General features: G+C 70.3%; 19 protein-coding genes and 1 pseudogene. 5 read left to right on the plus strand and 15 right to left on the minus strand.

The genetic code is table 11. The features are described from left to right. Positions 1-88: 88 nt before the first annotated feature. The 3 genes from E5671_RS18385 to E5671_RS18395 form a co-directional block, all read right to left on the minus strand. A complete protein-coding gene (locus E5671_RS18385; protein WP_160505050.1) occupies positions 89-1,882 on the minus strand; it encodes a TIGR03767 family metallophosphoesterase in 1,794 nt (597 codons plus the stop codon). 248 nt (positions 1,883-2,130) lie between these two features. After that, complete coding sequence (locus E5671_RS18390) at positions 2,131-2,586, minus strand: NUDIX domain-containing protein (RefSeq protein ID WP_160505051.1); 456 nt, start codon at positions 2,584-2,586, stop codon at positions 2,131-2,133. A 9-nt stretch (positions 2,587-2,595) separates the two neighbouring features. Continuing rightward, complete coding sequence (locus E5671_RS18395; RefSeq protein WP_160505052.1) at positions 2,596-3,489, minus strand: pyridoxamine 5'-phosphate oxidase family protein; 894 nt, start codon at positions 3,487-3,489, stop codon at positions 2,596-2,598. 198 nt (positions 3,490-3,687) lie between these two features. Between E5671_RS18395 and E5671_RS18400 the strand changes: the two genes are divergently transcribed. After that, a complete protein-coding gene (locus E5671_RS18400; protein ID WP_160505053.1) occupies positions 3,688-4,248 on the plus strand; it encodes a CGNR zinc finger domain-containing protein in 561 nt (186 codons plus the stop codon). 175 nt (positions 4,249-4,423) lie between these two features. Then, complete coding sequence (locus E5671_RS18405; protein WP_237330189.1) at positions 4,424-7,729, plus strand: S8 family serine peptidase; 3,306 nt, start codon at positions 4,424-4,426, stop codon at positions 7,727-7,729. A 78-nt stretch (positions 7,730-7,807) separates the two neighbouring features. Here the strand turns inward: E5671_RS18405 and E5671_RS18410 are convergent, their stop codons facing one another. The 3 genes from E5671_RS18410 to E5671_RS18420 form a co-directional block, all read right to left on the minus strand. Next, positions 7,808-8,743 carry a molybdopterin-dependent oxidoreductase gene (locus E5671_RS18410; RefSeq protein ID WP_160505055.1) on the minus strand — a complete coding sequence of 312 codons (936 nt, stop codon included), beginning with the start codon at positions 8,741-8,743 and terminating at the stop codon, positions 7,808-7,810. Between the two features lie 64 nt (positions 8,744-8,807). Beyond that, entirely contained in the window at positions 8,808-9,575 is a 768-nt protein-coding gene (locus tag E5671_RS18415) for a hypothetical protein (RefSeq protein ID WP_160505056.1), read from the minus strand. Between the two features lie 2 nt (positions 9,576-9,577). After that, positions 9,578-10,123, minus strand: a complete 546-nt coding sequence (locus E5671_RS18420; RefSeq protein ID WP_160505057.1) for a sigma-70 family RNA polymerase sigma factor — start codon at positions 10,121-10,123, stop codon at positions 9,578-9,580. A gap of 195 nt (positions 10,124-10,318) precedes the next feature. Between E5671_RS18420 and E5671_RS18425 the strand changes: the two genes are divergently transcribed. Continuing rightward, positions 10,319-11,335, plus strand: a complete 1,017-nt coding sequence (locus E5671_RS18425) for an aspartate-semialdehyde dehydrogenase (RefSeq protein ID WP_160505058.1) — start codon at positions 10,319-10,321, stop codon at positions 11,333-11,335. 50 nt (positions 11,336-11,385) lie between these two features. On the opposite strand, the gene E5671_RS18430 is transcribed toward E5671_RS18425, so the two are convergent. Then, the gene (locus E5671_RS18430; protein ID WP_160505059.1) at positions 11,386-12,576 is read right to left on the minus strand and encodes an MFS transporter; all 1,191 of its coding nucleotides are present in this window, start codon (positions 12,574-12,576) and stop codon (positions 11,386-11,388) included. Between the two features lie 97 nt (positions 12,577-12,673). Between E5671_RS18430 and E5671_RS18435 the strand changes: the two are divergent. Next, positions 12,674-13,572: pseudogene (locus tag E5671_RS18435) on the plus strand (LysR family transcriptional regulator). A 7-nt stretch (positions 13,573-13,579) separates the two neighbouring features. Here the strand turns inward: E5671_RS18435 and E5671_RS18440 are convergent. Continuing rightward, entirely contained in the window at positions 13,580-14,074 is a 495-nt protein-coding gene (locus E5671_RS18440; protein ID WP_160505060.1) for a DUF1203 domain-containing protein, read from the minus strand. A 223-nt stretch (positions 14,075-14,297) separates the two neighbouring features. After that, positions 14,298-15,545: a flavin-dependent oxidoreductase gene (locus E5671_RS18445; RefSeq protein ID WP_160505061.1), complete on the minus strand. Its 1,248-nt coding sequence runs from the start codon at positions 15,543-15,545 to the stop codon at positions 14,298-14,300. Between the two features lie 263 nt (positions 15,546-15,808). Between E5671_RS18445 and pepN the strand changes: the two genes are divergently transcribed. Next, positions 15,809-18,376 carry an aminopeptidase N gene (gene pepN / locus E5671_RS18450; RefSeq protein ID WP_160505062.1) on the plus strand — a complete coding sequence of 856 codons (2,568 nt, stop codon included), beginning with the start codon at positions 15,809-15,811 and terminating at the stop codon, positions 18,374-18,376. An 87-nt stretch (positions 18,377-18,463) separates the two neighbouring features. On the opposite strand, the gene E5671_RS18455 is transcribed toward pepN, so the two are convergent. From E5671_RS18455 to E5671_RS18480, 6 genes are all read right to left on the minus strand, one after another. Then, on the minus strand, positions 18,464-19,210 hold the full coding sequence (locus tag E5671_RS18455; protein ID WP_160505063.1) for an ATP-binding cassette domain-containing protein: 747 nt from the start codon (positions 19,208-19,210) through the stop codon (positions 18,464-18,466). 15 nt (positions 19,211-19,225) lie between these two features. Continuing rightward, complete coding sequence (locus E5671_RS18460) at positions 19,226-19,810, minus strand: hypothetical protein (RefSeq protein ID WP_160505064.1); 585 nt, start codon at positions 19,808-19,810, stop codon at positions 19,226-19,228. Then, the gene (locus E5671_RS18465) at positions 19,807-21,189 is read right to left on the minus strand and encodes a hypothetical protein (RefSeq protein WP_160505065.1); all 1,383 of its coding nucleotides are present in this window, start codon (positions 21,187-21,189) and stop codon (positions 19,807-19,809) included. Before E5671_RS18465 ends, E5671_RS18460 begins: the two co-directional genes overlap by 4 nt. An 89-nt stretch (positions 21,190-21,278) precedes the next feature. Beyond that, positions 21,279-21,803, minus strand: coding sequence for a hypothetical protein (locus E5671_RS18470; protein WP_160505066.1), 525 nt, complete (start codon positions 21,801-21,803; stop codon positions 21,279-21,281). A 397-nt stretch (positions 21,804-22,200) separates the two neighbouring features. Beyond that, positions 22,201-23,121, minus strand: a complete 921-nt coding sequence (locus tag E5671_RS18475) for a LysR family transcriptional regulator (protein WP_160505067.1) — start codon at positions 23,119-23,121, stop codon at positions 22,201-22,203. A 53-nt stretch (positions 23,122-23,174) separates the two neighbouring features. Further along, complete coding sequence (locus tag E5671_RS18480; protein ID WP_202122064.1) at positions 23,175-24,170, minus strand: DMT family transporter; 996 nt, start codon at positions 24,168-24,170, stop codon at positions 23,175-23,177. Positions 24,171-24,197 lie beyond the last annotated feature (27 nt).

The raw sequence follows: 24,197 nt of genomic DNA on the forward strand, positions 1-24,197 counted from the left end.
CTCCCCCTCCGCTCACCACGTGCTGTCGGCGGGAGGGACTCGTGGGGCTGGTGCGGAGGTTGACCGCCCCACGCGGGTTGAGCGGAATTCAGCCCTTCTTGAGGATGAGCTCCGTGTTCCGGTCGCCCGGCTCACCGCCCAGCGCGGGCTTGGCGCCAGGGGCGTTGAAGGACAGTTCGCGGTAGAGCGCGGCGAGGCCGGTCTGGGAGAGATCGGCGTAATCCGTGCGGTGCGGGGCCGACGACTCGATGAGGGTGGTGAAGAGGGAGATCGTGCCGTCGTGGTTGTCGCTCAGCTCCACCACGCGGGCCAGCTGCGGGAAGTCGATGTGCGAGGCCGTGGAGACCTCCCAGAACGAACCGCGCGGCGTCTGGTGAGCGGTGATCCTGTTCTTGTGGCTGTGGCCGTTGACCCAGGCCAGGACGGAACGGTGGCGGCCGAGCAGGGAGACGATCTCGTCGCCGCCGTGCCTGCCCTCGCGCGGTCGGTCCGGGTCCTGGCGCAGATTCCGCATGGTGCGGCTGGTGTGGTGACTGAAGACGATGACGTACGACCCGCCGCCGTCCTCCTGCTCGTTGGCCTTCAACTCCCGCTCCAGCCAGTCCATCTGGGCCGTGCCGAGCGAGCCTTCGTAGTGACCGCCCGGGTCGGTCGAGTCCAGGCTGATGCCGAGTACGTCGTCGCTGATGCGGAAGGAGTAGTACTGGGTCCCCGCGTCGAGGTTCTCCTGCGTGTAGCCGTGGCCGGCGGGTCCGTGGCCCTTGTACGCCGGGTCGAGATGGGCCTGGACGTACTCGGCGGGGGTGAAGGGCGCGCGGCTCTCGTCCGGAGTGACCGAGCGCATCCGCCGCGCCTCGCTCTTCAGAAGCTCCTTGAAGTGCGCGCCCTTGGGGTCGCGGCCCTTCTTGACGGACTTCCACAGCGCGGCGCCGCGCGACTCGTCGAGGGACATCAACTTCCGTCCCCCGACGGCGAATTCGGCGAAGTACGAGTCGCCGGGCCCCCAGCAGCCCCCGGGCAGCGCGTCGTGGTTGCCGACGGTCGAGTACCAGGGCAGCCCGAGGCCGGGGCTGTTGACCTCGCGGAGCGCCGCCTCCAGGAAGCCGTCGACCTGCGGGAAGCCGAGGGCCTTGTCGGAGTCGCGGAGGTCGTCGTCCGGGTGCCAGTACAGCTTCAGGCCGCTGTCCTGGACGCCTTCGTAGCGGCGCGGGTCACCGGTGTTGGGGTTGATGCGTCCGCCGCTCATGGTCTTGAGGAACCAGTCGAGCTCGGAGCGGGAGTTGTTGTCCGTGTTGTCGCCCGTCGTCACCACGCAGTGCAGGGGCGATCCGGTGGCGGGCGCGCCGCGCAGCGCGTTGACCCGCTCGACGAGCGCGACCGCGCCGGCCACCGAGAGGGCCTCCTGCGGGCGCCAGGCGCTCGCGGTCTGGGCGCGCAGATACTCGTACCGCAGCGGATGCTGCACGTCGACCAGGTGCAGGTCGGTGAACTGGACGAACGCGGCGAGCGGGGTGCGCCGCCCCTCGCGGCCGTTCTTGGCGGCGGCGAGATCACCGCGGACCACGCGCTCCCAGGCGGGGCCGTCGCCGAGCCGCCGGTAGCCGGAGGTGCCGCGCGGGGTGGCGACGGCCCCCAGCGTGGTGCCGCCCCGGTACGGCGCGAGGGGGGCGGCGGGCGCCTGCCGGGAGAGTGCGACGGGGGCGGGTCTGCTGGGCGCGGCATGACTCGTGCCCGGCCGCATGGCATAGCCGATGCCCGCGGAGAGGGAGACGGCTCCGGTGGCCGCGAGGAAGGCCCGGCGGTCCACGGCGGACACGGCGGAGTGGGTGGCGGACTGGGCGGCGGACTGGGCGGCGGTGGCGACGATGCGTATGCGCGACATGGCGCGGTCTCCCCGATTGCGAACGCGTCGGCAGTGGTCGCGGGCAGCTCCGCACCAGGCGAAATTCCCGCTCGTACTGGATCGTTGGCATCCGGGATGACCTGCACGTTAACGAGACCGCAACGGGCAACGCCGATCACCGTACGTGGATCATCAGGCACCCTCCGCGGTCACGCACCCCTCTCCGGGCCGAGAGGAGGCGGTCACTCCATGTTCATCTTTCGGGGAAGGGGAGGCGCTGCGGGCCCTCAGGAGGGCGCGGCGATGTGCCCGTCCTCCGGGCGGGTCCGCCACAGGTCGAGCCCGATGTCGACGAGTCCGACCCGGTCGAGTCCGGGGACGTCGTCCAGCGCGTGCCAGGCCGCGAGATCGGTGGAACCGTCCCGCTCGTGACGCAGTTCGCCGCCGGTGATCCGCGCCTCGTAGACGATCCGCAGGCCGTGGAAGTCGGCGACGGCGCCGAGCTTGCGCGGATAGCGGCGGCGGAGAGAGTCGATGCCGAGCAGGACGACGGGCTCGATGAGGTACCCGGTCTCCTCGTCGGCCTCGCGGATCACCGTGTCGTACGGGTCCTCCCCGTGGTCCATCCCGCCGCCGGGCAGCGTCCAGCGCTTGCTGCCGTCGCCCGCCACCCAGCGAGCGAGCAGCAGCTGCCCGTCCTGCACGCATACGGCGTAGGCCGCCACCCGAAGCTCTTTGTTCACGGAGTGACGCTAGTCCCCTTGGATGGGATTGGCAGGAGAGTACTCCGGCGCGGACCACTGCCAGGGGCTCGCGGAGTGCGCCTGGAGCGCCTCGGTGAGGGTGAAGTGGAGCGTGCGGGAGCCGTCGTCGGCGTGGTCCGTGCGGGCGGTGCCGGTGAGCTGGAGGGTGGTGCCGGTCGTCCAGTCGAGGAAGAGGAGGCCTGCGCGGGGGTCGGTGGCCAGGTTGCCGAGGGTCAGGAACATGGAGTTGCCGGGATAGTCCCGCCAGGCGAGCTCGGTCGGGGAAGCGACGCGGACGAAGCCGGGGTTGCCGCCCCGGTGGCTGGCGTCGGCGCCGTGCGCGTGGACGGTGGCGAGGAAGAAGGTGTCGGCGGCGGCGATGAAGGCGCTCTGGTCCGGGGTGAGTGCCGCTCCTCGGGTGGGAGCTTCGGGTCCGGTCGCGCGCCTGCCGGGCAACAGCTGCCGCTTCTGGAGGTACTTGGGGCAGTTCGAGAAGACCTGGTCGGCCTCGACCGCAAGCCCGCGGGGCGTCGGACGGGCCCGGCCGTTCAGGCGCATGCGGCGGCGGGTGCGGGGGTCAAGGGCAATGGTTCCCACCGGGGTGCCTTCCTGGGCGAGGGCGGCCGCGAGCGGGTCGGCGTCGCGCGGTCCGCCCGCGATCGACATCTGGCGCGGCCCCGTGGCCCGCACGAACCCGGGTTCACCGGTGAGCAGCGAGGCCCACACGGAGCCCTCCGGGTCGGCGCCGCCGATCACGAGCATGGGCTGGAGTTCGAGGAAGGCGGCGGCGACGGGACGAATGCCGTCGCCGATGGACCGACCCACGTGATCGGCCAGCTCCCGCACACCGACGAGATCCTGAACGGCACGGGAGCCGTGGTGGTACGGGGCGTACGGGGTCATGACACTCCTACCGAGAAGGCCCCCGAAGAGGCGCGGGGAACTGCGCGACCAGCCAAGACAACCTGCGGACGACTCTCCCCTTGTCAGCGGTGGCCCACTCGATGCGGGCTAACTGATGACAGCGACTTTAAGAGTTAGGATTCGAGGGAGTCAACCAGTCACGTAACCTTTACTGGTTAGCCTCGAAGGGAGCACCCCATGACCGCCGCCGCGCCCCGCGACCCCCACGACCCCCGCCCGCTCGTCGGCGAGCCGCTCTCCCTCGACCTGCTCAACACCCGGTGGATGGCGGACGGCGTGCGCCAGGATCTGCTCACGGACACCGAAGGGCTGACCGTCTGGCTCGCCGCCAACAGGCTCGACGACCGTTTCGGCGCGGACGAGGCGACGCTGGAGCACGTACTGCGGGCGCGCGACGCGATCTCCACCGTCGTGGACGGCCCCGACGCCACCGCCGGGATCGCCCGCGTCAACAAGATCCTCGGGCACGGGCGGATCCGGGCGACCCTCTCCCCCGAAGGGCCGGGCGAGGAGCCCGAGTTCAAGGACGCGACGTGGGGCGCGGCCTGGCTGGCGGCGCGGGACTATCTGACGCTGCTCGCCACCGCGCCGGACCGGATCAGGCCCTGCGCGCACGAGGCGTGCACCCTGCACTTCTTCGACACGTCGCGGAACGGGACCCGGCGTTGGTGCTCCATGGCCGCCTGCGGAAACCGGGCGAAGGCCTCGCGCCATTACGCACGGGCCCGCGAGGCCTAGGCCCCGCCGTCCGGGGAAAATCATCCGCTATGTCGCCGATGGCGCATGGCGGGATTGCGTCACGCCTCGATCGTAACCCGACAACTCTCCCCAAACAGCGGTCCCTTACGTAAAGCTGAGCGGTCATCCGGTTCCGGATTCCGGACCTTTTCGACCTTTACGTACAGGGATGCTGATGCACAGATCCAGTGCTAGACGCACGACCCGTCTCGCGATAGCCGTCGGCCTCACCGCCGCGCTCTCCGCCGCCGGGCCCATACCCATGGCCCTCGCGGCCGACGGGGGCCCCGGCGACCCCGGGGGCCAGACCACCCCCAAGTCCGCCGAGAAGAAGCTCGGTTCGGCCGACGCCGATCTCCTCGCGGACGCGAAGGCGGACGGCGAGAAGACCGTCACGATGATGGTCGCCACCGCGCCGGGCGCCACCGAGCAGGTCGCGGACCAGCTCGACGCCGTCAAGGGCGGTTCGGTCGGCCGGACGTACGACAAGCTCGGCTACGTACGCGCCACCGTGCCCACCGGCAAGGCCGAGGCCGCCATCGAGGCGGCGGGGAAGCTCTCGTCCGTGCACGGCATCGACCTGCGGCACGAGATCGAGCTCGACGACCCGACGCCCGCAGCCGACCGGGCCAAGGGCGCGAAGACGGCGGCCGAGGGGACCTACGCCGGGCCCGGCAAGGACACCCCGGCGAAGAACCCGTACAACCCGTCCTTCGAGACGGGCGCCGTCGACTTCGTGAAGAAGCACCCGAAGGCGGACGGCCGAGGCACCACCATCGGCATCCTCGACTCCGGCGTCGACCTGGGCCACCCCGCGCTCCAGAAGACGACCACGGGCGAGCGCAAGATCACCGACTGGGTGACGGCGACCGACCCGATCGTGGACGCGGACGGCACCTGGCGGCGGATGACCAACCCCGTCAGCGGCCCCGTCTTCACCTGGGACAGCGAGACGTGGAAGGCCCCCGCGGGCTCCTTCCAGGTCAACCGCTTCCGCGAGTCGGCCACCACCGGCGGCGACGCCAAGGGCGACATCAACCGCGACGGCGACACCACCGACAGCTGGGGCGTGCTCTACGACCCGGCCGCCGGCACCGGCGGCACTGTTCGCGTAGACCTGAACGACAACAACGACTTCACCGACGACGAGACGATGAAGCCGTACAAGGACGGCCATCAGGTCGCCTACTTCGGCAAGGACGACCCGGCGACCGACGTCGTCGAGCGCGTCCCCTTCGTCGTCGAGATCCGCAAGGACGTGCCGACCGACCCGTACGGCGGCGACTGGGTCGGCAAGAAGGCCGACTTCGTCAACATCGGCGTCATCGAGTCCGAGCACGGCACGCACGTCGCGGGCATCACCGCGGCCAACGGCCTGTTCGGCGGCAAGATGAACGGCGCGGCACCGGGTGCGAAGCTCGTGTCGTCCCGCGCCTGCACCTGGAGCGGCGGCTGCACCAACGTCGCGCTCACCGAGGGCATGATCGACCTCGTGACGAAGCGCGGCGTCGACATCGTCAACATGTCGATCGGCGGCCTCCCGGCGCTCAACGACGGCAACAACGCGCGCGCCGAGCTCTACACCCGCCTCATCGACACCTACGGCGTCCAGCTGGTGATCTCCGCGGGCAACTCCGGCCCCGGCGCGAACACCATCGGCGACCCGAGCCTCGCCGACAAGGTCATCTCGGTCGGCGCCTCCATCTCCAAGGAGACCTGGGCCGCCAACTACGGCTCCGCCGTGGAGAAGAAGTACGCGATGATGAACTTCTCCTCGCGCGGCCCGCGCGAGGACGGCGGCTTCGCGCCGGTCATCTCCGCGCCCGGAGCGGCCATCAACACCACGCAGACCTGGCTTCCGGGCTCCCCGGTCGCCGAGGCGGGCTACCAACTGCCCGCCGGTTACTCGATGTTGCAGGGTACGTCGATGGCGTCCCCGCAGGCAGCGGGCGCCTCGGCGCTGCTGCTCTCCGCCGCGAAGCGGGAGAAGGTCGACCTCACCCCGGCGAAGCTGCGCACCGCCCTCACCTCCACCGCGGACCGCATCCCCGGCGAGCAGGCGTACGCGCAGGGCACCGGCCTGATCAACGTGGTCGACGCCTGGAACGCCATCGAGGACGACGCGAAGGCGCACACGTACACGGTGAAGGCTCCGGTCGACACCGCCCTGGAGCAGGAGCTGAAGAAGCCCGGCACCGGCATCTACGACCGTGAGGGCGGCCTGAAGACCGGCCAGAAGCGGACGTACGACGTCACGATCACCCGCACATCGGGCCCGGACCGCGGCATCCGCCACGAGCTGGACATGGTCAACAACCACGAGCGCACCTTCGAGCTGCTCGGCAAGGGCGCGGTGACGCTGCCCCTGAACAAGCCGGTCACGGTCAAGGTGCAGGCGAAGGCCAAGTCGGCGGGCGTGCACAGCGCGATCCTGACGGTCGACGACGAGCGCTCCGAGGGCATCGACCAGCAGATCATGTCGACGGTCGTCGTCTCGACGCCGCTCGCCAAGCCCGCGTACACGTTCTCGGGGTCCGGTTCGGTGCAGCGCAACAGCACCAAGTCGTACTTCGTGACGGTCCCGAAGGGTGCCAAGTCCCTGGAGGTGGCGCTCGGCGGCCTGAAGGACAAGAGCCAGACGCGGTTCATCGCGGTGCACCCGTACGGCGTCCCGGTCGACTCGACGTCCTCGCTCGTCTGCTACGCGAACTACGAGAACCCGGCCAACACCTGCCGCCCCGACCTGCGTTCGTACCCCGACCCGCAGCCGGGCGTGTGGGAGATCGAGGTCGAGTCGCGCAGGACGTCGCCGCTCCTGGACAACCCCTACAAGCTGGACGTCTCCGCGCTGGGTGTCGCCTTCGACCCCGCCGTGCAGACGGTGCCGGAGGCGAAGGTCGGTACTCCGGCGCCCGTCTCCTGGAAGGTCACCAACAACTTCGCCGCGGTGGACGGCAAGTTGAAGGGCGGCCCGCTCGGCTCCGCGAAGGCGGCGAAGCCGTCGATCAAGCAGGGTGAGACGCAGACGACGACCGTGGTCGTGCCCGAGGGCGCGCAGCGGCTCGACGTGGCCATCGGCTCGACGGCGGACGCCGCGGCCGACCTCGACCTGTCGGTCTCGAAGGGCGGGGTGGTCGTGGGTTCCTCGGCCGACGGCGACTCGGAGGAGTCGGTCAGCCTCACCAAGCCGGCGGCGGGTACGTACGAGATCGAGGTCGTGGGCTACTCGATCCCGTCCGGCACCACCGCGTACGACTACCGGGATGTCTTCTTCTCGGGCGCGCTCGGCTCGGTGAAGGTCGACGAGTCGGCGCCGGTGAAGCTGGCGAACGGCGCGTCGGCGCAGGTCACCGCGGAGATCGCGGCGGACGCGCCCGCGGCGGAGGGGCGCCAGCTGTTCGGTGAGGTGTCTCTCCTGAACGGGCGGGGCACGGTTGCCGGTACCGGCAGCGTGATCATCGAGAAGGTCGCGGCGCCGTAGGCTGCGCCTGAGCCTTGCGTGCCGTCATCTCAAGCTCCGGCCGGGCTGACTCTTCAGCCCGGCCGGCGTTTGAGGCCATTACTCCCCAACCTCAACCCCCACCTCGTGCACCGAATTACGGGCACCGCCCAACGGCTGTACGCGCCCCGCGAGATCCCTCGCCCGGCAGCGAATCCGGTGCGCACCAGGAGCCAACTCCCGGGTCAGGGAGAAGCGTTGCCATGTCGGGCCTGAGCCCGGCGGGTCCACCACGGCCGGCTCCCAAGGGCCCCCGTCGACCGAGATCTCGACGCCCACGACATCCGTCGCGCTCCAGGCGCGGCCAGACAACTCAGCGCGCCCAGCCGGGAGTTGCTCACCCTCTCCCGGCACGAACAACTTGCTGCTGACATCCACCTCCCGCACCGGACTCGGCTCCGAGTCCCCCGGCAGGACACGGTTGTAGAACTCCGTGGTGAACACGCTGTCCGCCCTGCCGTCCGCCAGGACGATCCGGGTCAGCCACTTCACCGAGTTCGTGCCGAACATCCGCGGCACCACCGCCCGCAAGGGAAACCCGTGCTCGGCACGGAGCGGCTCACCGTTCATCCGGTGGGCGAGGAAGACATCGCGGCGGGCCACCGGCAGGGGCAGGTCCTTGACGTACGTGAGGCCGTCCCGCCCGTGGAAGGACCCCGTGTCCGCGCCCTCGAACCAGACGTGCCGCGCCGCCGCACGCGGCACCGCCCGGTCCAGGAGCGCGGCGAGCGGCACCCCGGCCCACTCCACCTGCGCCACCGCCCGCGTCGGCACGTCCGGCGCGAAGGGGCTCCCGAAGCACTCGTGGAAGGCGGGCAGCCGCTCCGTGCCCAGCGCGAGGACGGCGTCCATGTCCAGGCTCAGCGGGTGCTCGACCAGACCCTCCACCACCAGGGCCCAGTCCGTGACGTCGATGTCCGGAACGCCCATGTGCTTGCGGACGAAGACGTCGTCGGTGGGTGTGAAGTCGGGCGCGGGCGCGGGCACTTGGGTCATGTAGTAACCATAGATGGATTGAGACCCTTACACGTAGCTTTGCGTCCGGCGTGTGGCGCCCACGTCAGCACCGCATCCCCTCCGCCCGCGGCAGCGCCCGCTCGATCCACGCCCGGTCCTTGGCGATGTCCTTCGCGCCGGTGGACCAGATGTCCGGCGTCGCCTCGCCCTTCGCGATGCCGATCAGGGTCCGGTCGCCCGGGCGGAGCCGCGGGTCCACGTCCACGTTCATCACGAACGTGATCTGCTTCTCGCCCCGGCTCGGCTTGTAGTAGCGGGACACGTCCATGACGATCCGGTCCTGGACGCCGCCGGGGATCGGTTCGACCCGCCTCACCGTGCCCTCCACGATGAGCCGCGCGCACGCCACGTACCCCTCGTGCGACTGGTCCGCCGAACCCCCGGCCTTCTCGTCGCCCGCGTCCGGCGCCACCTCCTTCGCCGCGCCCGCGTCGGAGTCGGAGCTACCGCCGGTCCCGCCCCCGCTCTCCACCGCGAGCCAGGCGAGCCCGCCCACCAGCGAGGCGGCGGCGGTGGCGGCGGCCACCCCGAGCGCCATCGTCATGTACCGCCGCCGGACACCGGCGGGGCGTACGGCGACGACCGGCCCCGGTTCCGGGGCCGCCCTCTCCGGAGCCGCCCTCTCCGGAGCCGCCAGCGCCCGCCCGACCACCCCGATGTGCTCCCGGAGCAGTGCGACATCCGCCACAGCCGCGGCGTGCTCCGCCGCCAGCTCCGGGTCCTGCCCGGCGCCCCCGGGCACGGGCTCGTCCGTGAGGGCGAGCATCAGCGCGTCGTGGTCGCCATCGTGGTCGTACTCGTCCTTGGCCACCCTCACACCACCTCGCCCTCGTGCAGCCGCGTCCGCAGGACCCGTACCGCCGTGTGCAGCCTGCTCTTGACCGTGCCTTCCGGAATGCCCAGTTCGTCCGCTATCGCCCGTACTGGCAGATCGGCGTAGAAGCGCAGCACGACGACCTGTCGCTGAGTGTCGGGCAGCGCGTCGAGGCCCTGGGTCACGGCCATCGAGAGCGCCCGCGACTCCGCCCCGTCCTCGTCCGTCGCCTCCCGCCACAGCACGGCGAGCCGCTCCCCGAGCCGCTCCTGCCGCCGGCGCGCGCGGTGCCAGTCCATGGCGAGGTTGGAGGCGACGACCGCCGCCCACGCGGACACGTCACGCGGTGCCTCGCGCCCGTCCGCCGCACGCTCAAGGAGCTTGAGCCTGACCTGCTGGACGCCGTCGGGCAGATCGGCGTGCGGCACCCCGCCGAGCGCGAGCACCGCCCGCACCCGGTCCTCCTGTGCCGCGTCGAGCGGATCGGCCCTCTCCCGCTCCCGCTCCCGCTCCCGCCGGTCCCGTCGCGTTTTTCCGCGCAGCAAGACACCCTCCCGTCCCCACGTTTCCCCTAGGACGCCGGGAGCGCCCGAAACGTTCGGCCCGGTCCGGATCCGGGCCACGGGAATGTGACATCCCGAACTTCGGACAATGGATTGGACAAGGCGGCCGTGGACAGACGCATGATGGAACTGGCGCAGGCCAAAGCCTGTGCCCATGCACATACGGAGGATGTCCCTGTGAAGGTCGGAATCGTCGGAGCCACCGGTCAGGTCGGCACGGTCATGCGCAAGATCCTTGTCGAGCGGAACTTCCCGGTGGACGAGCTGCGCCTGTTCGCATCGGCCCGCTCGGCCGGCTCGGTACTCGACGGTGTCACGATCGAGGACGCCTCCACGGCCGACTACAGCGGCCTCGACATCGTCCTGTTCTCCGCGGGCGGCTCGACCTCGAAGGCGCTGGCCGAGAAGGTCGCGTCGCAGGGTCCCGTCGTGATCGACAACTCCTCTGCCTGGCGGATGGACCCCGAGGTCCCCCTCGTCGTCTCCGAGGTCAACCCGCACGCGATCGCGGACCGCCCCAAGGGCATCATCGCCAACCCGAACTGCACGACGATGGCCGCGATGCCGGTCCTGAAGCCGCTGCACAAGGAGGCCGGGCTCACCGCGCTCGTCGTGGCGACGTACCAGGCCGTGTCCGGCTCGGGTCTCGCCGGTGTCGACGAGCTCTTCGACCAGGTCAAGAAGGTCGGCGACGACGCTCCGAAGCTCACGCACGACGGCTCGGCCACGGAGTTCCCCGCGCCGAACAAGTACGTCGCGCCGATCGCGTACAACGTCCTGCCGCTCGCGGGCTCCATCGTCGACGACGGTCTGAACGAGACCGACGAGGAGCAGAAGCTCCGCAACGAATCCCGCAAGATCCTGGAGATCCCGGCCCTCAAGGTCTCCGGCACCTGCGTGCGCGTGCCGGTCTTCACCGGTCACTCCCTCCAGGTCAATGCCCGCTTCGAGCGTCCGCTGAGCGCCGAGCGCGCCACCGAGATCCTCGCGTCGGCCGAGGGCGTCGTCCTCTCGGACGTCCCGACCCCGCTGGTCGCGGCGGGCAAGGACGACTCCTTCGTGGGCCGCATCCGTAACGACGAGACGGTGGAGAACGGCCTGGCCTTCTTCATCTCCGACGACAACCTCCGCAAGGGCGCCGCGCTGAACGCGGTGCAGATCGCGGAGCTGGTGGCGGCCGAGCTCAAGGGCTGACGCACTACCGCACTACTGGTACGTACGCCGCTGGGGGCGGCCACCGACATTCATTCGGTGGTCGCCCCCTTCGCGTACCCGACGACCAGCAGCGCGAGCGCCGCGAGCCCGCCACCGAGCCACAGCACGTCCGTCGTCCCGAAGCCGTCAGCGACCAGGCCGCCGGTCAGCGCGCCCAGGGCGATCGCCGCGTTGAACACTCCGGCGAAGAGCGCCGACGCCGCCTCGCGGGCGCGGGGCGCCGCGGCGATGACCCACTGCTGGGTGGAGACGGATACCCCGCCGTAGGCCAGGCCCCACGCGACGAGCAGCGCCACCGACGCGAGGAGCGAGCCGCCCGCGGGCCCGAGCAGCAGGACCACGGCGGCAAGTCCCGCGGAGATGGCGAGCAGCGCCCGGCGGGGGTCGCGGGCCGCGAGCGCGCCGCCCGCGAAGTTTCCGACGATGCCCGCGATCCCGTACGCGAGGAGCAGGCCGCTGATCAGCCCGGCGCCGAGGTCGGGCACCCGCTCCAGTACGGGGCGTACGTAGGTGTACGCGGCGAAGTGCCCGGTCACCAGAAGCAGCACCACCGTCAATCCCGCCCGCAGCCGCGCGTTCCGCAGCAGCCCGGGGAACGTACCGAGCCGGACCGCCGCCGAGGCGGGCAGCGGCGGAAGCACCGCCGCGAGCAGCCCTGCGACCGCCAGCGCGAAGGCCCCCATCACCGCGAACGTCCAGCGCCAGCCCGCGAGTTCACCGAGGAACGTACCGGCGGGGGCGCCGAGCACGGACGCCACGGCGATCCCGCTGAAGATCACCGTGGTGGCACGCCCAGCGGATTCCTCGCGCACGAGCCGTACACCGAGTCCGGCCGCGATCGCCCACACGCCTCCGATGCAGACGCCCACGAGAACCCGCGCGGCGAGCAGCACGCCGAAGGCGGGCGCGAGCGCGGAGAGGAGATTGGCGGCGGCGAGCAGCACCATGAGCGTCGCGAGGACCGTCCGCCGGTCGGCGCGCCGCACGGCGACGGGAAGCAGCAGGGCGGCGAGCGCCGCGACCACGCCGGGCAGCGTGACGGTCAGGCCCGCGGTCCCGTCGGACACGCCGAGCCCTGAGGAGAGGGAGGTGAGGAGGCCGACCGGCAGCATTTCCGTAGTGACGACGGAGAAGGTGGTGGCGGCGACGGTGAGGACGGAAAGGGGCAGGGAGCGCTGTGGCAGCACGGGTTCGGAGAGTGTGGTCGGGGTGGCTTTCATGAGGTCAAGCCTTCGCCGGGGACCCTGCCGGGAACAACGGCGAAGATCTCATCCTTGAATGAGCGAGGCTCATCGATGAGAGGCGGGACGGTTCCTGGTGGGCGGGCTTGAGATACGGGAGCTGGAGTGCTTCATCGCGCTCGCCGACGAGCTGCACTTCGGCCGTGCGGGCGAGCGGCTCTACGTCTCGCAGAGCCGCGTCAGCCAGCTCCTTCGTGACCTGGAGCGACGGATCGGCACACGGCTCGTGGAGCGGTCGAGCCGACGGGTGCGTCTCACTCCGGCGGGCGAGCGGTTCTTGGCCGAATTGCGCCCCGCGTACGAGACGTTGAGCGCCACGGTGGACGCGGCGCGGGAGTCGGCGCGCGGGGTCACGGGGCGGCTGCGGATCGGCTTCCAGGGGACGGCGGACGCGCGGCTCATGGGGGCCATCGCCGACTTCCAGGAGCGGCATCCGGGCTGTGTGACGGAGATCGTGGAGGTGCCGTTCGCGGATCCTTCCCCAAGCTCTTAATGAGCAGGGGATACCCCAATGGGGCGGTGCGGCACGGGGACGTGGACACGGCGATCGTGCTGCTGCCCGTCGAGGAGCCGGACCTGGTGCTCGGCCCGCTCTTCTCCCGCCAGCAGCAGACGGTCGCGGTGTCGGTACGCCATCCCTTCGCGGGCCGCGCGTCGCTGCGGGCCGCCGAGCTGACGGGGGTGCCGCTGATCTCCGCGACGGCGCCTGCCCCCGCGTACTGGCGCATGGCACAGGCCCCCTCTTCCGTTTCGGCACCGGAGGTGCGCACCCTCCAGGAGGGCCTGACGCTGGTCGCGGCCGAACGCGGGGCGATGCTGCTGTGCCGCCCCACGGCGGAGTACCACGGGCGGCGCGACGTCACGTTCGTGCCGGTGGAGGGGGTGCCGGACTCGGTGCTCGGGATGGTGTGGCGGCGGGACGCGGAGACAGAGCGGGTGCGGGCGTTCGCGCGGGCGGTGGGGGCTGTGTCGTAGGGGCTGCTCAGGGGCGGCGGACCTCGAAGTGGAAGCAGCCGTACTCGACGGCCCTGACGTGCACGAGGGCGACCTCCGGGTCGGCGAAGGCCTCCGCGAAGGCGGCGTCGAAGCCTTCCGTCGCCGGGTCCGGGATCTCCAACAGGCGTCCGCCGACGATGCGGCCTTCGGCGTTGTAGCGGCGGAGGGTGCGCAGGGCTCCGGGGCGGGCGAAGGGGTACCCCTCACCCGGGGTGGGGCCCTCGCAGTCCTGCGCGTGGATGAAGACCGGGCCCTGCTCGTCGTAGGCGCCGGGGGTTGCGCCGGTCTCCGCTGCCCAGCGGCGGAGGGGTGCGTACGAGACGAGGGCTACGTTCTCGCCGGGGGCGATGGGGCGCAGGCAGCAGCGGAGGGGGTCGCCGCCTTCCGTGTCGACGTAGGGGTGGGTGGGGCGGCCTGCGTCGTCGGTGATGCGGAGTTCTTTCAGGGCGGTGGGGGATATGGGGCGAGGGTCGTAGGTCATGGGGTAAGGGTCACGCGTGCGGGTGGGTGGAGCTGGCGGATTTCAGACGTTGCTTTCCCCAAGCCCGCCCCTTCCCGAAACTCGCTGCGCGAGGGCGTCCTCAGACGCCGGACGGCTGAAAGATTTCCCCGGACCGGCGGGAATTCCAGCCCGTCCGGCGTTTGAGGACGAACTCGGCGAAGCCGGTGATTGACGGCAACCAAGGCCCCGGGGCCAGCCACCGCTACCAATTACCCCGCATACGCCGATACCCCTCCCCCAACCCCGCCAACTCCTCCCCCGTCAGCACATCCTCCACCCGCGCGAACCCCTCCGGAGCCCTCTCAGCCACAGCCCGCAGCACCTCATCCACCGGCATCGCCCGATTGGCAAGCGCCACGGCATTGGCGGGGCCCCACCGTTCCGCCTCGTAAGCGCGAAGCCCACTCACCCGGTCCACCCCGGCAAGGGATACGCACCGCGCGAGCACCCGCGCGTCGAGCACCGCCTCCGAGCCCCCGCTCGACCCCACGGGGTACATGGGATGAGCCGCGTCGCCCAGCAAGGTCACGGGACCGCGCCCCCACCAGGGGAGCGGGTCCCTGTCCACCATCGGGTACTCCAGGATCCGGCCCGTCGAACCGGTCGCGGCAAGCAGCGCGGGCACGTCCAGGTCCCCGATCCGCCACCCGGAGAAGTGCGGAAGGACGTCGGAGAGGCGGCCGGAGCGGTTCCAGTCCACGGGGCCCGGCGCTCCGTGGTGGTGGACCGGAAACCGCACCTCCGCCACCCAGTTGAGCAGCGCGCGCCCCCGCACCTCCGCCTCCCGCGAGATCGGGTAGACGACGAGCTTCGCGGCCGCGTTGCTGCCCGCGAACGCCATCGTCCGGCCGCCGAACACCGGATCCCACTCGGTGACGCCCCGCCACATCCGGATGCCGTTCCACAGCGGCGGCCCCTCCCCGGGATGCAGCCGGGCCCGCACCGCCGAGTACAGCCCGTCGGCTCCGATCAGGGCCCGCACCGGCACCGCGAACTCCCGCCCGCGCCGCACGTCCCGCAGGGTCACGCGCAGCGCCCCCGAGCCCTCCGGCTCCGCGTACCGCACGAACGCCGTACCGGTCTGGACGGCGTTCTCGCCGAGGCGGTCGCGCACGGCGTCGAGGAGGATCAGCTGCAGGGCGCCGCGGTGCAGGGAGTACTGCGGCCAGTGGTGACCGCGGGCGAGCCCCAGCGGTTCGCCCCAGATGTGGTTGCCGTGCCGGTCGAAGTGGATCGTCTCGGCGATCGGGACGGCCGTGGCGGCCAGTTCGGCGCCGAGGCCGAGATCCGTCAACTCCCGTACCGCGTGCGGGAGGAGGTTGATGCCGACCCCGACGGGCCGCAGCGCGTCCACCGCGTCGACGACCCGCACCCCGATGCCCGCCGCGTGCAGACTGAGGGCGGCTGTGAGCCCGCCGATCCCGGCTCCGGCGACGAGTACGTCGATCATGGGGCGCACCTCGCGCCGGGCAATCCCAGTAGTCGCGCTGATCGCACTGATCGCGCTGATCGCGGTAATCGCAGTGGTCGTCGGAGTCCCATGAACGCTCCCCCCGGGGCGTTAGTCGACGCGCGGATGGTAGCGGCACGGCAGCCCTCGAACAATGCCGCGCGGCGGCCCACCGACCATGCCCGGACACGTACGCGGACCCACGTGGAAGGATGGCCGGAAACGCCACAAGTCGCACCTGACGTTCCTGAGGAGATGACCGCGTGCCCGGCACCAATCTGACCCGCGAAGAGGCGCAGCAGCGGGCGAAGCTGCTCACCGTTGACTCGTACGAGATCGAGCTCGACCTCTCCGGCGCGCAAGAGGGCGGCACCTACCGGTCGGTGACCACCGTGCGCTTCGACTCCGCGGAGGCGGGCGCCGAGACGTTCATCGACCTGGTCGCCCCGGCGGTCCACGAGGCCGTCCTGAACGGGCACTCGCTGGACGTGGCCGCCGTCTTCCGTGACTCGCGCATCGCGCTGAAGCACCTGGAGGCGGGCCCGAACGAGCTGAAGGTGGTCGCCGACTGCGACTACACCAACACGGGTGAGGGTCTGCACCGGTTCGTCGACCCCGTCGACCAACAGGCCTATCTCTACACGCAGTTCGAGGTCCCGGACGCCCGCCGCGTCTTCGCCTCGTTCGAGCAGCCCGATCTCAAGGCGACGTTCCAGTTCACCGTGAAGGCGCCGTCCGGCTGGACGGTCATCTCGAATTCGCCGACCCCGGAGCCCAGCGGTGACGTCTGGGTCTTCGAGCCCACGCCGCGCATGTCGACGTACATCACGGCGCTCATCGTCGGTCCGTATCACTCGGTCCACAGTTCGTACGAGGGTCCTGGCGGCCAGTCGGTTCCGCTCGGCATCTACTGCCGTCCCTCGCTCGCCGAGTTCCTCGACTCGGACGCGATCTTCGAGGTCACGCGGCAGGGCTTCGACTGGTTCCAGGAGAAGTTCGACTACGCGTACCCCTTCGCCAAGTACGACCAGCTCTTCGTGCCGGAGTTCAACGCGGGCGCGATGGAGAACGCGGGCGCGGTGACCATCCGCGACCAGTACGTGTTCCGTTCGAAGGTGACGGACGCGGCGTACGAGACGCGCGCGGAAACCATCCTCCACGAGCTGGCCCACATGTGGTTCGGCGACCTGGTGACGATGGAGTGGTGGAACGACCTCTGGCTGAACGAGTCGTTCGCCACGTACACGTCCATCGCCTGCCAGGCGTACGCGGAGAACTCGCGCTGGCCGCACTCCTGGACGACGTTCGCCAACTCCATGAAGACGTGGGCGTACCGCCAGGACCAGCTGCCCTCGACGCACCCGATCATGGCGGACATCCGCGACCTCGACGACGTCCTGGTCAACTTCGACGGCATCACGTACGCCAAGGGCGCGTCGGTGCTGAAGCAGTTGGTCGCGTACGTCGGCATGGACGAGTTCTTCCGGGGCGTGCAGGCGTACTTCAAGGCGCACGCGTTCGGCAACACGCGCCTGTCCGACCTGCTCGGCGCGCTTGAGGAGACCAGCGGGCGCGATCTGAAGACCTGGTCGAAGAAGTGGCTGGAGACGGCGGGCATCAACGTCCTGCGTCCGGTGGTGGACGTCGACACGACGGGCAAGATCACGTCGTTCGCGGTCAAGCAGGAGGCGCCGGCGCTCCCGGCGGGCGCGAAGGGTGAGCCGACACTGCGCCCCCACCGGATCGCGATCGGCCTGTACGACCTCGACGAGGCGAGCGGCAAGCTGCTGCGCACGGACCGCGTGGAGCTGGACGTGGACGGCGAACTGACGGCGGTGGACGCGCTGTTGGGCCGGGAGCGCCCGGCGGTGATCCTCCTGAACGACGACGACCTCTCGTACGCGAAGGTCCGCATGGACGCGGAGTCGCTCGCGTTCGTGACGGAGCACATCGGTGACTTCGAGGCGTCGCTGCCGCGCGCGCTTTCGTGGGCGTCGGCGTGGGACATGACTCGGGACGCGGAGTTGCCGACGCGGGAGTACCTGTCCCTCGTCCTGTCCGGCATCGGCAAGGAGTCGGACATCGGGGTCGTCCAGTCCCTGCACCGTCAGGTGAAGCTGGCCCTTGAGCTGTACGCGGCGCCGTCCGGGCGCGACGAGGCGCTCACCCGCTGGACGGAGGCGACGCTCTCGCACCTCCGGGCGGCGGAGCCGGGCAGCGACCACCAGCTGGCGTGGGCGCGGGCGTTCGCGGCCACGGCGCGCACGGAGGAGCAGCTGACGCTCCTGGAGGAACTCGTCTCGGCCAAGCAGTCGATCAACGGTCTCGCGGTGGACACGGAGCTGCGCTGGGCCTTCGTGCACCGGCTCGCGGCGACGGGCAGGCTCGACGAGGCCGGGATCACGGCGGAGCTGGACCGCGACAAGACGGCCGCGGGCGAGCGGCACGCGGCGGCGGCTCGGGCGGCGCGGCCCACGCCGGAGGCCAAGGCGGAGGCGTGGGCGTCCGTGGTCGACTCGGACAAACTCCCGAACGCCATCCAGGAGTCCGTGATCAGCGGCTTCGTCCAGACGGACCAGCGTGAACTCCTCGCCCCGTACACGGAGAAGTTCTTCGCGGCGGTCAAGGGGGCGTGGGACTCGCGTTCGCACGAGATGGCGCAGCAGATCGCGGTGGGCCTGTACCCGTCGCTCCAGATCTCCCAGGCCACGCTGGACACGACGGACGCGTGGCTGTCCTCGGCATCCCCGTCACCGGCCCTGCGCCGCCTGATCACGGAGTCCCGGGCAGGCGTCGAACGGGCCCTGCGGGCCCAGGCGGCGGACGCGTAGCTCCGCGGCCTGCCTCAGCGAGCGGGCCTGCCGAGCGCACAGCAGACCAGAGGCCCTGACGGGTAACCGTCAGGGCCTTTGGCTTTTCTACCTGGCGGAAATGGCGTGAGTGGAGATGGCGGTGTACGCCGCTTCGGCCTGTCGACCCGCAGGGGTCTGGGCGGGGGCATGATCGAGGAAGTCCCGGGTGGTGCCGGTAAAGGTGATGAAGCCTTCGGTGAGGACAGTGACATGGTCAGCCTCTTCGGCAAGGTCGGCGACGTCGTGGGTGGACATCAGCACCTGTACCTCGTCGGTGGCCAGGCGGAGGATCAGATCGCGGAAGACGCGGCGCTGGGTGGGGTCCATGCCGGCGGTTGGTTCGTCAAGGAGCAGAACGCGGGCGTCGTGGACGAGGGCGGAGGCCACGCCGACACGCCGCAGCTGACCGCCGGAGAGCTGCTTGGTCTTCATGCCGGCGCGTTCTTTCATCTGTACCCGGTCCAGGGCGGTGGCCGCCGCATCCCAGGCATCTGTGCGGTTCATGCCTTTGAGCCAGCCGGTGTAGGCGACTTGTTCGCGGGCGGTGAGGCCGGTCATCGCGGTGATGCTCTGGGGCATCCAGGCGACCTTGGTGCGGTACTCCCGGGTCGTCGAGGACAGTCGGCCCAGGCGTACCGCGCCGCTGGCGGGCTGGTTGACGCCGGCGGCGAGCTTGAGCAGCGTGGATTTTCCGGCGCCGTTGGGGCCGAGCAGGACGGTGAAGCCGTGCGGGGTGGTGTAGGTGAGCTGGTCGAGGACGCGGGGTTTGTTGCGGCCGTAGGAGTAGGACACGGCATGGAGCTCAACGGGCATGGGCGGGACGGCCTTTCACATGGTGCGGCGTATGCGGGCCTGGGCGATGAGGCCGCCGAGGAAGACGATCAGGCAGACGATGGAGGCAGGGAGGCTGGGCGGGGCGTGCAGGGTCACGGCCCAGGGCCAGGGGCGGTGGTAGTCGGAGTGACCGAGGAACATGATGGCGAACACCCATCCGACCGGCGCCACTGTGGCGGCCTTGGGGTGTACGGCTTCGGCGAGCAGCATGAGGCCGGTGAGGAAGGCGGTGTTACGGCCGACCGTGGCGGCTTCGTCGGAACCTGCCACGGCGCCGATGGCCACTCCGGCCACTGCCACGGCAGATACGCACGTCAGGACTGCGAGCATGTCAAGGCGGCGCAGGTTTCGGGTGGCCACTACTTCGGCCTCGTCAAGACGCTGGGTGAGGCAGTGGGCGAGAGTGGAGGTGACCAGGAGGGGGATGAGCTGCATGAGGAAGACCTGGTTGGCGCCGGCGGTCAGCATGCCGGGCAGCTCAATGGCCCGGTCATGCGCGAGAGCGACGATGAGGATGCATGCCGCGGTGCCGGGCAGAAGCACGGGGAGCAGGCGGCGGGCCTTGATCCACCAGATCACGACTTGGTCCCCTGGTCAGCGAGGCTGCAGGCCTTGGCCTGCTCTTCGTGGAACCAGGCAGTCTGCTGCTTGGCAGTGAGCTTCAAGGCGTCGTCGGTGCGTTGCGTGACCTTGTTCAGGACCTGGCGGGGGTTCTGGAATGCTCCGCCGTACTCGCCTCTGCGCCATGCCAGATAAGGCCGGTCTGCGTCGATGACCGCGGCGGCCCAGAGCATGGCTGCGTCGTGGTTGACGACGTAGTCGGCCGAGGGCGCGGACTCGAAGGAGGAGGGGAAGGCGCAGGGGAAGGTGACGCTGTTGCGCAGGACGGCGTACCGGATGGCGGTCATGCCGCCCCCCGCCTGTCCGGCCTGCCGGGAGAGCGGGAGCCACCAGGTGGTGTTCGACGAGGCTTTGCGGTCTCGGCCGTTGAGGAGGCTGTCGGACACGGTGGCGGGCATGCGCACCTTGACTCCTGCGGCACGGAGCTTGGCCGTCGACGTCACGATCTGCTGGCGTACCTGGTCGAGTTTCTCCACCGCGCCGCCGGCCTCGGCCATGCACACCCGCGGTGCGCTGCCGGTGCAGCGCGCTGGGGCGTGATGGGAGGTGACGGGGCCGTCCGCGATGGCCCAGCCTCCTGCGGCATGGGCGCACGTGGTCATGAGCGCCACGGCTGCCACGGCGGCGCCGCCGCGTATCGCCCACCGGCCTTGTCCTGCCGTACGAATCCACCACGCTCCCGCCACCGCTGCCAGCGCGGCGATGAAGAGGAAGGGAGCAACCAGCGTGGCGGCGCCGTATTCCTCGCCGAATCCGAGGGAGGTGTCCGGCTGACCCGAGACGTGCCGGGGCCACGTCGGGGCGTCGTACTTCACGGTCTCGACGATCACGTAGAACACGGCGACGGCAGACAACGGTGCGCTGATCATGCGGGGAGTGAGGTGTCCGAGGGCACAGCCGATCACCGTGTACGCGCACACGTTGCCCATGGCCATGATCAGCGGCGCCAAGGCGGCCGGGGTCGGCATGAGCCGGGTCTCGATCAGGCGCATCACCACCGGCAGCACGAGCACCAGCCAGCCCGCGGCGACTACAGGTGCCAGCATGTGGGCGGCCACGCGATAGCGGGATCGGCCGGGGGCGAGTTGCCACACCCCGTCCCGCTTCAACCGCCCGCCCTCCCACACGGCGAGCCCGAGGGTGATGGCGTAGGCGAACGCGTAGAAGTAGGACAGCGCCACTTCGACCTGTTCGGGTGCCCAGAGCGGGCCGTTGACGACTTCCTGGTAGGAGTCTTCGAAGTGCAGGGCGTAGAAGTAGTAGAAGCCGATGATCCCGAGCCAGATCGGCGCGGTCCACACGGCTGGGGTGGTGCGTAGTCGGGTGCGAAGGTTCAAGGGAACGAGGCCGCTCTGTGAAGAAATGGGGGAAGCCGGGAAGCGCGTGGGGCGCTTCCCGGCTCTGTGTCACGCCACTTCAGCCGTGACTAGTCGGCCTTCGAGGTGTCGACGTAGACCTTCTGCACCTTCAGGGAGGTCCGGCTGTGCTCGGAGTCGTTGTGCTTCGGGATGGTGAAGTAGCGGTTGTCGCCGTTGGAGACGTGCGTGTCCCACTCACCCCTTGAGGTCTTGCCCGAGCCCTCGAAGCAGTTCGTGAAGCGCTTCGAGCCCAGGCTCTTGTCCAGGCTGAACGGGATGGCCTGATGCAGCTGGACGTGCAGGGACTTATCCGCTGCGCCGCTCAGGGTGCAGTTGGTGAACTTGATCTCGGTGTAGTCGTTGTCAGACCAGTGACTGGATTCATGGCTGCCGGGGAGCCAGCCGCCGATGCTGCTGCTGAAGTTCCGAGGTTGGATTTCACCGTTGTCGGAAGAGGGCAGTTCGAACAAGCCCTCCTCGTCGAGGCTGACGGTGCTCGCGTCGTCGGTGATGTCGACGCTGCCACCGGCAGGGTCGGTGTCGTCGGCGGTGGCAACTGAGGTGAGCAGTGTGGTCGCTGCGAGGGCGCTCACGAGAACTGCGGAGGTGCGGGCGAGTACGCGACGTCTGGGCGTAGCGGTAGTCATGGTGTTAGAAGTCCCCCTCAAGGTAATGGCCTTGGGCACGGTGGAACTCCCACTCGGTGCGGTGATGATCCTGTGCCCGTTCGGTGAAGATCACTCAACCAGAAGGTGTCATCACCCGATGTGATGGAGGCCATGCTTCCGCACCAGTCGCAATCTATGGCTGATACACGTTTGCAAGATGACTCGAAATGCCTGACTCTTCCCGCTCTCCCTCAGGCCAACTCGAAAACGCCCGGTACGCACACCCACACCCTCCCCCTCACTCAGTCCGAGCCGACCGCTCGCCGAGGCAGCCCGCTCGTCGGGCGTCCGACCACCCCGAGGACGAGCCGGTGTGGATGTACTACGGCAAATCCGCCCCCCGCAGGGAAACCGCCCCCCGAAGTGCCGACAAGACCCTGCTGACCCCCGCGCCGCCCGCCGCCCCCCGGCGAACCGCCGCCACCACATGGCGGCGGGGGCGGTCGGCGGACAGTTCCCGCATCACCACCCCGTCACGGCGGACCGCCGCCATCCGCGGGACCAGGGCGACCCCCATCCCCGCCTCCACCATCGCCAGGATCGCCGTCCAGCCGGAGGCGGAATGTGCCTGCTCGGGTGTGAACCCCGCCCCCTCGCACGCCGCCCGCGTGATCTCCGACCAGGGGCCGCTGCCCCCGAAGATCCACGGCTCCCCCGCCAGATCCGCCAGCCGCAGTCCCTCTACCGCCGCCAGCGGATGATCGCCCGGCAGTGCCACGTCCAGCGGGTCCGCGAGGAGCGACTCCCGCGTGAAGCGCGTGTCCGCGTCCGCCGCGGCCGGCGCCGTCACCGCCAAGGAGAGCGCCACGTCCACCTCCCCCGCGGCCAGCAACTCGTACGCCTCCGCCGCCTCCACCTCACGTACCCGCACCGAGATTCCCGGCGCCGTCTCCCGTAGGGCCCGCACCGCGGGTACGACCAGCGCGGGGACCGCCGTGGAGAAGGCCCCGACCCGCACCTCCCCCGCCTCACCCTGCGCGTACGCCGCCAACTCCGCGTCCGCGAGCTCCAGTTGGGCGAAGACCGCCTCCGCGTGCCGGAGGACGAGGTGCGCCGCGTCCGTGAGGCGCACTCGCCGCCCGTGTGCCTCCAGGAGCGGCACGCCCAGCTGCTTGGCGAGGTTGGACAGCTGCTGCGACACCGCCGACGGCGTCATCCGCAGCGCCTGCGCCGTCGCGGTCACCGTGCCCCGCTCGCTCAACGTACGCAGGATCTGCAGCTTCTTGATGTCCCACTCGCTCATGGAGTCAACGTACCGACTGGTCACGAGAGGTGATCCCACCGGACGCGCCCCCCCTACTTCGTGCGCGCCGCGCCGAGCACGACGCCGCCCAGGATCAGCCCCATGCACATCACCTGCAGCCACCCCATCGCCTCGCCGAGCACCACGAAGGAGAGCAGGGCGACGCAGACCGGCTGGAGGTAGTAGATGACACCGGCGCGGGCGGCGCCGATGATCGAGATCGCCTTGTTCCAGGCGAAGAAGGCGATCGCGGATGACACGACGCCCACGTACAGGAGCGGGGAGACCGTGCCGACCGTCGGCTCGAAGCCGCCCTGCAGCACAAAGCTGGCCACGAACACCGGAAGCAGCATCAGCGCGCCGAGCGTGAACGTCGCGAAGAGGAACGGCAGTCCGCCGATCTCCGCGGGCTTGCGCTTGAGCAGCGCGCTGTACGAGCCGAAGGACAAGGCCCCCGCGATGATCCACAGGTCACCCACCGCGAAGTCCATGGAGAGCGATCCCCCGGACACCAGGACCATGACGCCCGCGCAGGCGATCAGCATGCCCGTCACCCGGCGCGCCCCGAGCTTCGCGCCGCCGAGGCGTTCGTACACCGCCATCAGGACCGGTGACGCCGCCATGATCATGCCCATGTTGCCCGCGGTGGTGGTGACGCCCGCCTGGTTGACCAGGGTGTTGTAGATGGTGACGCCGAGGAGCGAGGCGAGGAGCAGGAAGCGGATGTGCTTGCGGAGCAGCGCCCGCTGCCGCCATGTCTGGCGCACCGCGAAGGGCGCCACCGCCGCGATCGCGATGATCCACCGCCAGAACGCGTGCTGAATGGGCGGCACGCTGTCGGCCAGGGCTCGCGAGGTGACGAAGCTTCCGGACCAGACGACCGTGGCGAGCGCCGCGAGGGCGAGACCAACGCCGATGGGGCCCGCAGCCCGCTGCACCCCCTTGCTCACCGCCGTCGCCGGAGTCGCGGTCTCCGCCGGAGTCGCGGTCGTCACCGTCGACGCGGTGCGGGTGGGGGTGGGGGCGGGGGCGGGGGTCGTCCGGTCCAGGACAGTCACTGATATCCCTTGTCTCTC

Source organism: Streptomyces sp. BA2 (genome assembly GCF_009769735.1).
GTDB lineage: Bacteria > Actinomycetota > Actinomycetes > Streptomycetales > Streptomycetaceae > Streptomyces.

Bases quoted from the DNA above. Each gene is read 5' to 3' on its own strand.
- E5671_RS18405 (WP_237330189.1), top strand. From the start codon at position 4,424: ATGCACAGATCCAGTGCTAGACGCACGACCCGTCTCGCGATAGCCGTC.
- E5671_RS18400 (WP_160505053.1), top strand. From the start codon at position 3,688: ATGACCGCCGCCGCGCCCCGCGACCCCCACGACCCCCGCCCGCTCGTC.
- E5671_RS18385 (WP_160505050.1), bottom strand. From the start codon at position 1,882: ATGTCGCGCATACGCATCGTCGCCACCGCCGCCCAGTCCGCCGCCCAG.
- E5671_RS18475 (WP_160505067.1), bottom strand. From the start codon at position 23,121: ATGAGCGAGTGGGACATCAAGAAGCTGCAGATCCTGCGTACGTTGAGC.
- E5671_RS18440 (WP_160505060.1), bottom strand. From the start codon at position 14,074: ATGACCTACGACCCTCGCCCCATATCCCCCACCGCCCTGAAAGAACTC.
- E5671_RS18445 (WP_160505061.1), bottom strand. From the start codon at position 15,545: ATGATCGACGTACTCGTCGCCGGAGCCGGGATCGGCGGGCTCACAGCC.
- E5671_RS18455 (WP_160505063.1), bottom strand. From the start codon at position 19,210: ATGCCCGTTGAGCTCCATGCCGTGTCCTACTCCTACGGCCGCAACAAA.
- E5671_RS18430 (WP_160505059.1), bottom strand. From the start codon at position 12,576: ATGAAAGCCACCCCGACCACACTCTCCGAACCCGTGCTGCCACAGCGC.
- E5671_RS18395 (WP_160505052.1), bottom strand. From the start codon at position 3,489: ATGACCCCGTACGCCCCGTACCACCACGGCTCCCGTGCCGTTCAGGAT.
- E5671_RS18410 (WP_160505055.1), bottom strand. From the start codon at position 8,743: ATGACCCAAGTGCCCGCGCCCGCGCCCGACTTCACACCCACCGACGAC.